This is a genomic window from Oceanisphaera pacifica, assembly GCF_017498065.1.
GTDB lineage: Bacteria > Pseudomonadota > Gammaproteobacteria > Enterobacterales > Aeromonadaceae > Oceanimonas > Oceanimonas pacifica.
Map to the genome: position 1 here is coordinate 214750 of NZ_JAGDFX010000003.1, position 14846 is coordinate 229595.

The 14846-nt window shown below is 46.7% G+C and carries 11 protein-coding genes; all 11 read left to right on the forward strand.

Going from position 1 to position 14846, the window contains the following annotated elements; genetic code table 11:
* The 11 genes from J3U76_RS03715 to J3U76_RS03765 all read left to right on the forward strand — a co-directional run bounded on the left by J3U76_RS03715 (position 1) and on the right by J3U76_RS03765 (position 13734).
* Complete coding sequence (locus J3U76_RS03715; protein WP_208004483.1) at positions 1 to 2649, forward strand: hybrid sensor histidine kinase/response regulator; 2649 nt, start codon at positions 1 to 3, stop codon at positions 2647 to 2649.
* Between the two features lie 253 nt (positions 2650 to 2902).
* Positions 2903 to 4156, forward strand: a complete 1254-nt coding sequence (locus J3U76_RS03720; RefSeq protein WP_208004484.1) for a D-amino acid dehydrogenase — start codon at positions 2903 to 2905, stop codon at positions 4154 to 4156.
* 550 nt (positions 4157 to 4706) lie between these two features.
* On the forward strand, positions 4707 to 5588 hold the full coding sequence (locus J3U76_RS03725) for an AEC family transporter (protein WP_208004485.1): 882 nt from the start codon (positions 4707 to 4709) through the stop codon (positions 5586 to 5588).
* A gap of 133 nt (positions 5589 to 5721) precedes the next feature.
* Entirely contained in the window at positions 5722 to 6588 is an 867-nt protein-coding gene (locus J3U76_RS03730; RefSeq protein ID WP_208004486.1) for an MSHA biogenesis protein MshI, read from the forward strand.
* A complete protein-coding gene (locus J3U76_RS03735; protein ID WP_208004487.1) occupies positions 6585 to 7163 on the forward strand; it encodes a fimbrial assembly protein in 579 nt (192 codons plus the stop codon). Before J3U76_RS03730 ends, J3U76_RS03735 begins: the two co-directional genes overlap by 4 nt.
* Positions 7160 to 7846, forward strand: coding sequence for an MSHA biogenesis protein MshJ (locus J3U76_RS03740; protein ID WP_208004488.1), 687 nt, complete (start codon positions 7160 to 7162; stop codon positions 7844 to 7846). The genes J3U76_RS03735 and J3U76_RS03740 overlap by 4 nt, the downstream gene beginning before the upstream one ends.
* Complete coding sequence (locus J3U76_RS03745; protein WP_208004489.1) at positions 7839 to 8156, forward strand: SctD/MshK family protein; 318 nt, start codon at positions 7839 to 7841, stop codon at positions 8154 to 8156. The genes J3U76_RS03740 and J3U76_RS03745 overlap by 8 nt, the downstream gene beginning before the upstream one ends.
* Positions 8153 to 9913, forward strand: coding sequence for a pilus (MSHA type) biogenesis protein MshL (gene mshL / locus J3U76_RS03750; protein WP_208004490.1), 1761 nt, complete (start codon positions 8153 to 8155; stop codon positions 9911 to 9913). The genes J3U76_RS03745 and mshL overlap by 4 nt, the downstream gene beginning before the upstream one ends.
* A 38-nt stretch (positions 9914 to 9951) precedes the next feature.
* Complete coding sequence (locus J3U76_RS03755) at positions 9952 to 10839, forward strand: tetratricopeptide repeat protein (RefSeq protein ID WP_243454059.1); 888 nt, start codon at positions 9952 to 9954, stop codon at positions 10837 to 10839.
* Positions 10817 to 12514 carry a GspE/PulE family protein gene (locus J3U76_RS03760; RefSeq protein WP_208004492.1) on the forward strand — a complete coding sequence of 566 codons (1698 nt, stop codon included), beginning with the start codon at positions 10817 to 10819 and terminating at the stop codon, positions 12512 to 12514. Before J3U76_RS03755 ends, J3U76_RS03760 begins: the two co-directional genes overlap by 23 nt.
* Positions 12514 to 13734 (forward strand): type II secretion system F family protein, encoded by a 1221-nt coding sequence (locus tag J3U76_RS03765; RefSeq protein WP_208004493.1) that lies wholly within the window; start codon positions 12514 to 12516, stop codon positions 13732 to 13734. Before J3U76_RS03760 ends, J3U76_RS03765 begins: the two co-directional genes overlap by 1 nt.
* The last annotated feature ends 1112 nt before the right edge of the window (positions 13735 to 14846 follow it).

Consider the following 14846-nt stretch of genomic DNA (forward strand, 5'->3'; position numbering starts at 1 on the left):
ATGACGGCGGTTGCAAAACAACAAAATACTTTTACCCCATCTTGGGCGGTATGGGGGTTTGCTTGTATATTAATCGTATTGTTGGCTTATGCGGGGAGCCAGTACCGTCACTATCGTTATTACTTAGCGTTAGAGCAGCAGATCACGCCGATTGTGAGCAGGCTACACCAGCTACAGCATAAAATGTTGGTAACGAGCGAAAACGATCAAGTGTTAAAAAAACAAATGGTAGAACTGTCGTTAGCCAGCTCTCACTTTCTGCATTTTATTCATCAATCACCTCAAACCAAAAACCGCCTAAGCGCACTCAGTGAGCTGCTTGAGGGCTATCAAAAACGCTTATATACCTTACAAGATGCTGAAATGCGCAGTCGGTATGCGCTAGAGGCATTTTCAAATCAAATAAAAACCTTAGAAATGACTCAAGATAAAGCCAAGTTGTATCAAACCCTATTGCAGCTTAGTCAGGTCTACTTTAAGTCTAATAACCCTTATTTTTTGTATATATTAGATGAAAGCGCCGAGCGGCTGTTGAGTCGGTTAACGGATGAACAACAAGGTACCTTGTATTTTTATCGTATTTATCGAAAAAGTCTTGAATTGCTTGTTCAACAGCGTTTTACCCTAACGATTGATGACGGCTCTGAGTTGATGTCGCGCCAAGAAAAGTGGCGTCAACAAAGTGCACATAGCTTACATCATTTATTTTTTGCACTATTTTTAACGCTTATGTTGTGTTTTGGCTCAGCGTTAGTCCTGCTAGTGCTGCGTAATCGCAAGCTACGCAAAACCAGCCAAACCGCATTAACCTTAGCCCGTACTAAAACCGATTTTTTGGCTAATATGAGCCATGAAATTCGCACCCCTATGAATGCCATTATTGGCTTTGCCTCTTTAATGCAACAAACGCCATTAACGCCAGTTCAGCAGCAACATCTAAAAAAAATCAAGTTATCTTCTGATAATTTATTGTTACTGATTAACGATATTTTAGATTTGACTAAAGTGGAGGCCGGCAAGCTAGAGTTAGAAGACATAGAGTTTGATCTTAACGAGCAATTAGAACGCTTATCGGGTTTGTTTTCTGATATGTCAGAAAATAAACAGCTAGAAGTCGTGATGATTAAAGACCCAGAAGTGCCAAACAGTTTACGAGGTGACCCTCTGCGCTTAGGTCAAGTATTGGTCAACCTTGTTAATAATGCCGTTAAGTTCACAGAGCGTGGCGAAGTGGTACTTAAGGTATCAATTTGTCATAACCCCGAGCCTCAACTCTGTTTTGCTGTAAGCGACACAGGCATTGGTATTGTGCCAGAGCAACTAGACCGACTTTTTCAGTCTTTTACTCAAGTTGATGCCAGTACTACCCGTAAATATGGGGGCAGTGGTTTAGGGTTAAGCATTACCCATCACTTAGTACAGTTAATGCAAGGCACCATTGAGGTTACCAGTCAGCCTGGGCTAGGCTCTTGTTTTACCGTTAGCTTACCGTTAAATCCGGGCCAGCTGACACGATCACCAATAGCCGTTAGCTTTAAAAATCAAGCCGTGTTATTGGTTGATGATAATCATTTAGTGATTGAAGTGGTGAGCCAGTTACTAACAAAGTTAAATATGACGGTTTATAGCGCGACCAATTTAACCTTAGCTAAAGATATCTTGTTAAAGCGCGGCAGTGCCATAGATATTGCCATTATTGATTGCCGTATTGGACCAGATGATGGCCTAGATTTAGCGCGCTACTTACAGCAAGAGTCACACTTTAGACATATTAAACTTTTAATTACCAGTGCATTTGGCCAAGACAAGCCCGCGCAAAAAATGCGCAATCTCGGTTTAACACAATATTTGTCTAAGCCGATAACAGAGCATAATTTGCGTTATGCGCTACAACAACTGTTAGAAGTCGCATCCGCAGATACAGATCCCTATTTACTTGATGTATCTTATTATCAACAGCGCCTACTGGGTAAGCATGTATTATTAGCTGAAGATAACCGCATGAACCAGCAACTTATTGTGGAGTTTTTAAAGCAAATTAAAGTGTCTGTTACCCTCGCAGATAATGGTCGCCAAGCTGTCGAACTTACCTCTAAGCATAGCTTTGACGCTATTTTAATGGACTTACAAATGCCCATTCTTGATGGGGTAGAAGCGACTCGGCAAATTAGAAAACTGAATGTAAATCATCAAATTCCCATTATTGCGCTAACCGCCAGCGCTATGCGTGGTGATCGTGAAACCAGCTTAGCCGCAGGCATGAACAGCTATGTCACCAAACCCGTTAACCGCTTTGGTCTATATCAAGCATTAATACAAGAGTTAGCAACAGTTGAGCCAACCGATAACAAACAGATAAGCCCAGCGCCGGCCAATACAAGGGCATCATCAGAGAGCGAGTTAACCAAACAACACCAATTTGCCCAAGAACATCAAGATGATGTGTGGTTGTTACAAGCGCATATGGCCGCCGATAATTGGTCAGCAGCTCAGCAACTGATCAATACATTAGTCGCAGAGGCGCAAGCTTGTGGTTTGTTTTTGTTAGCAGAACAAGCTCAAACCTTACTCGCGCCACTGGCACAACAGCAGCGACCACCCGACGAGCACACCAGTCAGTTAACACAGTCATTAACCCAATTAAAATAAAAAGGGTGGAGTCATTTTTTAAAAATATGTGATCATAATCTCATAGATATTGCTTTGGTTTATTGTTTCATTTTTTAATGTTTTTGCAGAGTAAAGCTCTGTAATGTAAAGTGCGTACAGATAAAGCAGTAACCCTTACTCCAGCTTGCCATATTCGAATTATTAAGGAGCTTGAGAGGACTGTTTTTTACTCTGGATTTTCTTATGTTTTTAGAGGATATTCTCGGCATTGAGCACTTGGCTGGACAAAGAGATGAAAGTATTAGTATTAGGTAGTGGCGTAGTCGGGGTCACCAGCGCGTGGTATTTAGCACAACAGGGCCATCAGGTGACAGTGGTTGATCGCCAGCCAAACGCCGCGGAAGAAACCAGTTTTGGTAATGCAGGGCAGCTGTCGTTTGGCATGAGCTCGCCGTGGGCAGCACCGGGTATTCCGCTAAAAGCAATAAAGTGGATGTTTCAGGCACATGCGCCGTTAAAAGTACGGCCTAGCCTGAATCCTGCGCAGTGGCAGTTTATGTTTTCTATGCTGGCTAACTGTAATGAAACTGCTTACAGCACCAATAAGTCTCGTATGGTGCGCGTATCTGAATATAGTCGTCAGTGCATTAATAGCCTGCAAGATGAACTGCAACTGCCGTTTGAGGGCCGCAAAAAAGGGCTGCTACAGGTATTTCGTACCCAAAAGCAAATTGACGATGCAGCAAAAGACATTAGCGTATTGCAGCAGTTTAATGTGCCTCATAATATGTTAAACGTAGCAGACTGTATTGCTAACGAACCGGCGCTTGCGCGAGTAAAAGACAAAATTGTGGGCGGTTTGCATTTTCCAGCCGATCAAACCGGTGACTGCAACTTGTTTACTAAATCGTTAATGGAAAAATGCCAAGCTGCCGGTGTGGTGTTTAAATTTAATACCGAGATTCACTCATTAGTACAAGATGGCGATCGCATTCGCGGTGCACAAACTGCAAACGGTTTTGAAGGGGCAGATCAGGTACTGGTATGTTTAGGCAGCTATTCGCCATTTTTATTACGTCCTTTAGGTATTAAATTGCCGGTATATCCCATTAAAGGATATTCACTGACCTTAGACGTAAAAGACGATGCCGACGCGCCTCAGTCCACCATTATGGATGAAACCTATAAAGTGGCCATCACGCGATTTGATAACCGAATTCGCGCCGCGGGCACCGCAGAGTTGGCTGACTTTAATGACGATTTGCCCAAGTCACGCCGCGATACCATTGCCGAGTCGGTGATGAGTCTTTTTCCTGAAGGTGGTATCATAGACGAAAGCAAATTCTGGAGCGGCTTTAGACCTATGACCCCAGACGGCACCCCTATTATTGGTGGTACTCGCTATAAAAATCTGTGGTTAAACACCGGCCACGGTACCTTAGGTTGGACTATGGGGGCAGGCTCAGCTAAGTTAATTGCTGATTTAATGAGTGGCCGAGAGCCCGAAATTGATCATAGTGGATTGGCGGTCAGCCGCTACGGCTAATAGCCGTACTATTACTAGGTAGAAAATTCAGTACCAAGGCGCCATAATAGGCGCCTTTTGCGTTAAATGACTCCGACCCCTTTTTTGAATTCGACCCTACACACGGTTGTGTTTTTTAACGTAAGGCGGTCTGCGTTAGAGGTAGTGTTTTCTTTAGAATGGATTGCTTCGTACCTCGCAATGACTCAAGTTATGTAGGCTTTACGCCAACCTTAGTCATTGCGAGGAGCGAAGCGACGCGGCAATCCATCTAACAAGCAGCTATACGTCGACCGCTGTACGCTTTGAATCTTTTGTAGATAGCGAATTTATTCGCACAAAAACGGTGGCACGGCTTAAAATCGGTCGAATGAATTCGACCCTACACACGGTTGTGTTTTTTAACGTAAGGCGGTCTGCGTTAGAGGTAGTGTTTTCTTTAGAATGGATTGCTTCGTACCTCGCAATGACCCAAGTTATGAAGGCTTTACGCCAACCTTAGTCATTGCGAGGAGCGAAGCGACGCGGCAATCTATATAACAGGCGGCTGATAGCTTTCATCAAGGATGTTATGTTTTCTACTTTACTGAATATTGTTATCCCTGTGTTTGCCGTGGTGGCGGTGGGCTTTGCTTTTGGGCGGCGTCAAAAAAATCCCGATATGGGGTTTGTTAACTTAGCTAATGTGGCGGTGTTTTGCCCAGCGCTGGTATTTTCAGCCCTTATTGATAACCCCGTATCTATTAGCAGCAGTTGGCCATTAATTGTAGCGGCCGTTTTGGTGATCTTGATCCCAGGGCTGCTGTTAAGTTTGCTGACATTTAAAGGGCTAGAGCGGCGTACTTTGGTGTTGGGGGGCATGTTTCGTAACACGGGTAATATTGGTATTCCGCTGATGATGCTTGCCTATGGCGAAGATAAAATGGGCGCTATCATTATTTTGTTTGTGCTGTCCAACGTCATCCATTTCTCTCTTGGGCTATTTATTTTATCGCACCAAGCAGGGCGTTGGCAGTGGCTTAAAAATCCCATTGTGTGGGCGGCGGTGTTGGGCTTATTGCTGGCAGATCATCGCACTGTCTTGCCTGACTTTATTTACACCAGCGCTGAGTTATTAGGCCAAATTTCGGTGCCACTTATGCTGTTTGCCTTAGGTGTGCGCTTATCAAGCGGCGAGGTGGGGGATTTGGGGTTAGCTTTTAAGGTCAATATTAGTTATTTGTTGGCAGGCTCTTTAAGTTTGCTAATGGTGGCTTGGTGGCTGCCATTAACTGCTGAATGGTTGCAATTATTAGCCTTGTCCGTCATCTTGCCCCCTGCGGTGCTTAACTACTTGCTATGTGAGCAATACCAGTGTCAGCCAAATAAAATGGCCAGCATAGTATTACTGGGTAATGTGATGTCGGTGCTGACGATTCCGATAGTTATTTATTTAACACTCACGTTTTTCTGATAAAACCTTGATTTCTCTTAAACAAGAACAAATGGTACACAAATGATTAATTTTTTTGTGTATTTTTAAGCGTCTGTTTATAAAACGCTTTTAACTGTTTATAATAAATTTTTATTTCTGTAGCGCGGTAAAAATGGAACTTGTACCTAATTGGTTAAAACCTCGCCGCACAGCGTCTGCGGTAGGTCTCTACATTACCTCCACTCATTTGATTGCAATTGATGAGCATGCTCCTCTTGACGTGCGAGAGCGAGACATTAATAAAGGCGAAACCATTATTATGGCGCTAAAAGCCTTTATTGATGAGCAGCAGTGGCAAGGGCGACGTTTGTTTATTGCGCTTAATCGCCACTGGTACAAGCAAACTCAAATTGAAAAGCCCGCGATGCCTGATGAAGATTTGGCACAGGCGCTACCGTTTTGCATGCGTGATCTGGTAGAAGTGCCAGTAGCAAATTTAATGTTTGATTACATTGACCTGCCCCTAGGGCCAGCAGGCCAAGAGCGCATTGCGGTGTATAGCAGTGAACGCGAACGCATTGCCAGTTTAGTACAAGCCGTTAGTCCGTTATGTGAAATTGTCACCATAGGGGTAGATGAGCTGGCGATTGCTAATATATTTGAACCCGAGGTGCGGGGCTTGTTATTACATAAAATACCCGGCCAAGAATTAACCTTAACCTTTATTCATCAGCGTCAGTGGCACTTTTCTCGTACTATTCGCGGCTTTCAAGCGCTAGACGATGAAAGTATGTCGGCGGATCAATTTGTGTTTGACAATCTCTTACTAGAACTACAGCGCAGCATTGACTATGCGGTGGGCCAGCTTAAATTAACGGCGCCCGATAAATGGTATCTGGCACTCCCCCAGCGCGTTACGCCGGCCATCACCAGTGCCATTAGCCAGGTATTCGACATTCAGCCTGAGTCATTAACCACCAAACAGTTAAGCCCAATGAGCTTACCTGTAGTGGGTATTTTAAAAGAGGGGCAAGCGTGAAGCACCGCATAGAATTTTATCAAGCCTCTTTAAAACCCAGTAGCGATAGAGCTAACCTCACCACCTTATGGCAAGTGAGCCTCGCCATAGTGGTGGTGTGGGGGTTGGTATTTACTTATGCAGGCTTAACGCATTATCAGCTTGGTCAGCAAAATACCACCTTGCAAATGACCCTAGCTGCCAAACAACATGATGCAGAACAACTACGTGCCACTTTGTCTGTTTTACAAGGCCGCCAAGATGGAGCAGAGCGCAGCCGTATAGAACAAAATATTAAAGCACGACAACAGTTACTGAGTTTATTGTCGCAACAAAACCTAGTGTCTTATGCCAATACCTTAAACGACTTGGCGCATATTCCGTGGGATAATGTTGCCTTACAAGGGCTTACCTTACAGGGGGAACAAATGGTATTACGTGGCGAAGCCGTTACTGCCAGTGCCGTTCCTGCTTGGATATTAGGCTTTAACTTACGCAGCAGCTTGCGTGGGCACCGTTTTGGGCAATTGGCCATTACCCAGCCACCAGAGGGCGACTTAACCTTTAGCCTTTACAGCACAGGGATCACGCCATGAGTGGGGTTAAACAACAAATAGCCGATTTACAAAGTCGCTTTATTGGCTTGTCTCAACGAGAGCGTTGGCTGGTGCTGGGGGCTAGCTGGGCTTTGTTGGCGTGGGTGGGGTTATTAATCTATGAGTCTAGCCTGCAGGCCAGCATAGAGCAGCAAGAGCAAGCCCAACAAAGCCTAGAGCGCCAAATTAATGAGCAAACACAACTTAGTGCCGAGCTAGAACTCGCTATTGCTAAGCTATCGAATAATGGCCAAGAGCAACAATTAGCCAGATTAAATCAGCGCCTTAGTCGGCTTAACGAAAATGTGGATGAGCGCATGCGTACCCTAGTTGAGCCGGATCAAATGTCGAGCTTGCTACTCACTATGTTAGAAAAAAGCGACGGGCTTACCTTGCTGGAGCTGGGTAACCAACCGCCAGAGTTACTTAATGCCAATGCCATGGCCGAGGCGGCCAACTCAAGCAATACCGCCAGTTATAGCCAAGCCCTATATCGACATAATTTAAGCTTGCAGCTAAGTGGTAGCTACATGGCGTTGCTTGATTATGTACAGCAGCTAGAACAGCTATCTGGGCGTATCTTTTGGCAAGGCCTTGAGTTTGAGGTAGAAGAATACCCGCAGGCTATTATTCGCCTTAATTTTTTTACCATTAGCCAGCATAAGGAGTTGTTGCGTGGTTAATTCATTATTGCTGTTGTTACTCAGCACCACAGCGGGGGCGCAAGATCCTACGCGGCCATTAAGCCCCATAGCGCAGCCCAGTACAGAGGTACAGAACGAGGCGCCTAAACAAATAGAATTACAATTGCAGGCGATTTTTAGTGGTCGTCATGCCATCGCTATTATTGATGGCCAGCGTTATCAGGTAGGCGATCAGGTACAAAACTACCGACTGTCGCGCATTAAATCCGATCGCGTATTGCTTGAAGGGCAGGGGAGTCCGCTTACCCTGACCTTGTTTCCTACATTATCAAATACGAGTACGCCATGAACTTAACGATACGACCTTTAGCCATCGCCTTGCTAAGTGCTTCTATGGCGGCCTGTGTCACCTCACCCGACGGCACTTTGCCCAAAGAGGCATTAGATGAGGCGTTAGCGATTAAACCCAATAGTGTGCCAGACGATGTACAGCGCGAGCTACTTAGTGCCAAACCTGTTAGCACTGCCGTTACCCCAGCAGTGCGTGCCCGTCGTTTTAATATTGCCGCCAATGGCGTGCCCGCCAATGGTTTTTTTAATGCCCTTGCCAGCCAACACGGCATTAGCATTGCGACTCATCCCGAAGTAAGCGGCGCGATTAGCCTTAACTTACGTCAAGCTACTTTAGCCGAAACCATGGCCGCTATTTCGCAGCTCTATGGCTATGGCATAGAGCATAAAAATGGCGTGTATCAGGTGTACCCTAACGGCGTGCGTACCCAAACTTTTAACGTTAACTACTTAATGCTTTCGCGCCAAGGGCAGTCACAAACCGCCATTAGCGGCAGTAACTTGTCGAACACCGATAATGAAAGTGGAAGTAGCAGCAGTTCTACCAACGACGCCACCCGCATTAGCACAGAATCGACCAATGACTTTTGGGTCGATTTAGAGTCGGCGCTGAGCCGTTTAATTGGCAGCCGAGACGATCGTGTGGTGGTGACTAACCCTCAAGCGGGGTTGGTAAGTGTGCGTGCTAACCCCAGCGAACTGGCTTTAGTGAAAGATTTTTTAAGCCAAGCTGAGCGCCAGCTTAAGCGTCAGGTAATTTTAGAAGCGCGTATTGTTGAAGTAGAGCTCAAAGATGGCTACGAGCAAGGCATTGACTGGCAAGACCTACAGGCCGGTTCAGGGGCCAATATAACACCGCCTTCACGCGTTACCGGTAATGTTAACCCCTTTCCTGGGTTTAACTTACCCCTTACCGATGTATTGGGAGGGGGCGCCATCTTTAACTTTACCGATGGTAATTTTACCACCGCCGTTAGCTTGTTAGAAACGCAAGGCGAAGTAAACACCTTATCTAACCCAAGAGTAACCACCAGTAATAACCAAAAAGCCGTCATTAAAGTGGGCACAGACGAATATTTTGTGACCAACTTTACCCTTGAAACCACCACCAGCAGTAATGGCAATACCCAACAGTCGCCAGATATAGAGCTAAAGCCGTTTTTCTCGGGCATTTCGCTAGACGTTACCCCACAAATATCAGAAGACAATAAGGTATTGCTGCACATTCACCCCACAGTCAGTGAGGTGACCGACGGCGAAAAACGCATTAACTTTGGAGAAAACGGTGGCGAGGTCGTATTACCGTTAGCACGCAGTACCGTGCGTGAGTCCGACACCATAGTAGAGGCTAATTCAGGCGAGATGATCATTATTGGTGGTCTTATGCAAGAAAAGCAACGCGAACTAAGCAGCGGTGTGCCGGTATTAAGCCGTATTCCTGTGTTGGGTAACTTATTTAAAAATCGCAGTGTTTCTACCGTTAAAAGTGAGCTGGTGATTATGCTGCGCCCCGTAGTAGTGGCCGAAAATACCTGGACTGATGAGCTACAACGCTCGCGTGACTTATTAGATAAATGGTACCCAGAGCCCCCCAAGCCGGTACGCAATGTAGACAGCGGCGAAGTGCGCTTTTCTGAGCCTATGCGTGGCATAGATAATAACCAACCTATGGCCAAAAAACCGGTGAGCCAAAGCACAGGTATTATCTCTAATAATCAGCGGCCCATGCGCACTATTGATCGCGAGACGAGGTAATGACAGTTAGCCATAATATAAGGCCATACAACTTGAGCATGATAACGGTTGTGCTGGGGCTGCTAGCAATAACGCTGCTCTCTCAAGCCCGTGCTCAAGCAACAGAGTCAGTGGCCAATAATCCAGTAACCAATAATCAGGTAGCCATTACCGATTTAATGGTTAACGCACCAGAGGCCGAGCTGGACGCCCTTGCGCGCCAATATTTACAACAAGTGGCGCCCAATGCACCCACACCGCCCACTGTGACTCACAGAGCCATGGCCCCTAGTGCAGGCGTAACTACAAAAAGCGTTGCTAGCAGTTTAGACATTAGCGAGGTCAAACTATCGCGCAAGCAATGGTTAAATGAAGTTAACCGCCAAGCTGATACTGCACTTGCAAATAATAACTGGCCGCTGGCCGAAGTCACACTGGCGCAAGCCTTGGGGGAATTTAGCGATGCGCATAAGTTGCGTTTGCGTTTAGCCTCGCTTATGTATGGCCGTGGCGCGCTAAGCCAAGCCAGCCAAGTACTACAACAAGGCCTACACTTGGCGCCTCAGCAGCCTGATCTACGACTGACCTTAGCGCGGTTATTAGCAGAGCAAGGCCGCTATAGTGCTGCTTTACAACTGCTCAATGAGGCGCAACCGCCCTTGGCCGAGCACCTCGATTATTACAGCCTAAAAGCCGATATGGCCAGGCGTAGCAATCAGTGCCATCAAGCCATTACTACGTATCAGCAATTACTTACCCACAGTAGAGTCGGCGCTTGGTGGTTAGGCTTGGGTTTATGCCAGCGCGAGTTAGGGGAAGACTTTAGCTCGGCTTTTTTACAGGCGCGAGCCAGTGCCGATTTAGGCCAAGCCTCACAACGTTTTGTAGAGCAGCAGCTAACACAATTGCAGCAAGGGGAGCACAATGTCCAAACACAAGCTAACTAAGCGCCTGGGTGAGTTGTTAATTGACCATGAGGTAATAACCGAACAACAGCTAGACGCGGTATTACAACAGCAACAGCGTGAAGGCGGGCGTATTGGTGCGCTTATGGTGCAAATGGGCATATTAACCGAGCCTGAGCTGCTGGGCTTTGTGGCCGAGCAACTGGGCTTGCCGCTGCTTGATCTTAATAAAATCGACATTGATCCCAAAGCCGTCAAATTATTATCAGAAGTGTATGCGCGCCGCCACCGAGCATTGGTGATTGAAGCCAGCGACACAGACGCCACCGTAGTGCTGTCTGATCCCGCCGATCTTGATACCCAAGATGCGATAAGCAATTTACTCTCACCCCGAGAAGTACACTTAGCGGTTGCGTTGCAAAGCCAATTATTTGATTTATACGATCATTTATACCGGCGCACCGACGACATTGCCCATTTGGCCGAGCAGCTACAAGGCGAAAATGCCCCCAGCCGACCAATAATGGAAGCGGCTGGGCTAGATGACAGCGACGCTACCGTAGCCAAGCTGCTTTATTCGATGTTTGAAGACGCCCTGCAAGTGGGCGCGTCAGATATTCATATAGAGCCTGATAAAAAGTTGATCCGTTTTCGGATGCGAGTAGACGGGCGCTTGCAAGAAACCGAGCTAAAAGAGGTGAACATTGGGCCTGCCATTGTCTCGCGGCTAAAAATTATGGCCGGGTTAGATATTTCAGAACGTCGCCTCCCTCAAGATGGCCGCTTTGCTTTAACGATAAAAGACAGCCCTGTAGATATTCGTATGGCCACCATGCCAGTACAATTTGGTGAGGCCGTAGTACTGAGGCTGCTCGATCAATCTCAGGGTATTCGCAGCCTAGACAAAGCCGGCATGCCCCCCGAGCTACTGACTAAATTTCGCCGCAAGTTAGCCGCGCCCAACGGTATTATCTTGGTTACAGGCCCCACAGGGAGCGGTAAAACCACTACCCTTTATGGGGCTTTAACTGAGCTCAACACCCCAGAGCTAAAAATTATTACCGCCGAAGACCCAGTAGAATATCAATTGCCACGAGTTAACCAAGTACAGGTGAATACCAAAGCGGGCTTAACCTTTGCCTCTATCTTGCGTACCAGCCTGCGCCAAGATCCAGACGTATTACTAATTGGGGAAATGCGTGACCAAGAAACTGCCGAAATTGCCATGCGCGGCGCACTGACCGGTCACTTAGTACTTTCTACCTTGCACACCAACGATGCGGCAAGCTCGGCGGTGCGCTTAATGGACATGGGCGTGCCGGGCTTTTTGGTGGCCAGTACCTTAAAAGGCATATTGGCGCAGCGCCTAGTACGTCGCTTATGCGAATACTGCAAAGTAGAGCATCAGCTTGAGCAAAGCGAACAGCAGTTTTTGCAATACTTAAGCCCAGCGGCCAGTCACACCGGCTTTTACCAAGGCGAGGGTTGTGCCAGTTGTAACCACACCGGTGCTAAAGGGCGAGTGGGGGTTTATGAATGGTTAGAAATTACCCACGAGATGGCCGATTGCTTGCGTGAGCAAAACATAGACGGCTTTAACCAGCTCGTGGCCAACGATAAGGGCTACATTACTCTGGCCAAAGCGGCCCTTAAGCTGGCTCAAGCCGGTGACATTGCTCTAAGTGAAGTGCTGCGCTTAAGTGAGTGGATAGACTAATGGCCTTTTTTGAATACCGTGCCCGCAACACGCGAGGGGAGCTAAATAAAGGCCGATTAGAAGCCGCTACAGAGCAAGCCGCCGCCGACAGTTTAATAAATGCCGGTTTAATGCCGGTTGAAATTAAAGAAGCCAGCAGCAGCGCCAAAAACAGCTTTAAATGGCAGACGTTTTTACACGGCGGTGTAAAACTCGAAGTGTTATTAATTTTATGTCGGCAGTTTTCTTCCCTCACCCGCGCCGGTATTCCTATTTTGCGTATTGTAGAAGGCTTGCGCGATACCACAGACAATAAAGTATTGATAGCGGCACTAACCGAGGTGGTAACGGCACTTAACCAAGGCCAAACGCTCGCTAATGCCTTGGCCGCTCATCCGCATATTTTTAATACCTTATTTGTGTCACTGGTTGAAGTAGGGGAGAGTACCGGTCAATTAGAAGAAGCCTTTTTGCAGTTAGCGCATTATTTTCAGTTAGAGCTAGACACCAAACGTCGGGTAAAAGCCGCCACTCGCTACCCCATGTTTGTGAGTATTGCCATGGTAGCGGCCATGGTGGTGGTGAATATTTATGTGATCCCGGCCTTTACCGGTATTTTTGCCAGCATGGGCTCTGAGTTACCGCTGGTCACTCGAATTTTGATTGCTACCTCTGAGTTTTTTACTAACTATATTTGGCACATGGTGGTGGGCATTATAGCGGTAATAATGTTGCTGCTGCGTTACGTAAAAACCAAGCAAGGCCGGTTACGCTGGCACAGATTATTATTGCGCATTCCCATTATTGGCCCCTTGGTTAATCGTATATTATTAGCGCGCTTTTGCCGCAGCTTTTCGATGATGCTTGGCTCGGGCGTACCCATAGTACAAGTGCTCACCTTGGCCGGTAATGCCACCGGCAACGCCTATTTAACTCAAGCTATTCTAGAAATGGGCGATAAACTAGCATCGGGCAGCAGCTTATCGGCGGTAGCAGAAGAAAGTAAGGTATTTACCCCACTGATTTTACAGATGTTTAAAGTGGGTGAAGAAACCGGTCGCGTAGACCAAATGGTGATGGAAGCCGGCAAGTTCTATGAAGAAGAAGTGGACTACGATATTAGTAACTTAACCTCTAAAATAGAGCCGATATTAATAGTGGTTATCTCTGCCATGGTGTTAACGCTGGCACTGGGTATATTTACCCCCATGTGGGACATGGTGGGCTTGGTGAATCAGTAAAAAGCTGAAAGGCAGTGACTAGGGACTGGTGAATAGGGAATAGTAACCGACAGATAAGCGTGGTTCTCTAATCCCCAATCCCCAATCCCCAATCCCCAATCACTAATCACTCAAGAACTAACACCCTTTTGCCACGGAAGAACACGGAATACACGGAAAAATAGCGATAAAATCGGAATAAAGGCCTATTAAGGGTGAAATGGTCGAATTGTATTGGTAGGGGCGAATTTATTCGCACAAAAAACTGACCGCTGATAGCTGATAGCTGATAGCTGACGGCTTAAAGCTGCCCTTACAGTCATTGCGAGGAGCGCAGCAACGCGGCAATCCATGTAACAGGCGGCTGTACGCTTTACGCCATACGCGGTACGAAAAGAGTGGGCTAAAACATAGCGCCCGACGCCCAGCTCCAAGCGCCCAGATAAGCTAAACCTAAGACCCTTTTGCAACGGAAGAACACGGAATACACGGAAAAATAGCGATAAAATCGGAATAAAGGCCTATCAAGGGTGAAATGGTCGAATTGTATTGGTAGGGGCGAATTTATTCGCACAAAAAACTGGCCGCTGATCGCTGACGGCTTAAAGCTGCCCTTACAGTCATTGCGAGGAGCGTAGCGACGCGGCAATCCATGTAACAGCCAGCGGTACGCTTTACGCCATACGCCATACGCGGTACGAAAAGAATGGGCAAAACATAGCGCCCGGCGCCCGGCTCCAAGCGCCCAGATAAGCTAAACCTAAGACCCTTTTGCAACGGAAGAACACGGAATACACGGAAAAATAGCGATAAGATCTGAATTAAGGCCTGCTAAGGGTGAAGCGGTCGAATTGTATTGGTAGGGGCGAATTTATTCGCACAAAAAACTGGCCGCTGATAGCTGACGGCTTAAAGCTGCCCTTACAGTCATTGCGAGGAGCGTAGCGACGCGGCAATCCATTTTATATTGGTGACTCGGGACTAGGGACTAGGGACTAGGGATTAGGGAATAGAAGATCAGTGATTAAACCACCAATCCCTGTTCACTGCCCAATATTTAAACAACAACGGTTGAATAGCCTCAAGCGGAGCGGTATTATTACTAATAACTTTATTCATTATTGTGTACACTG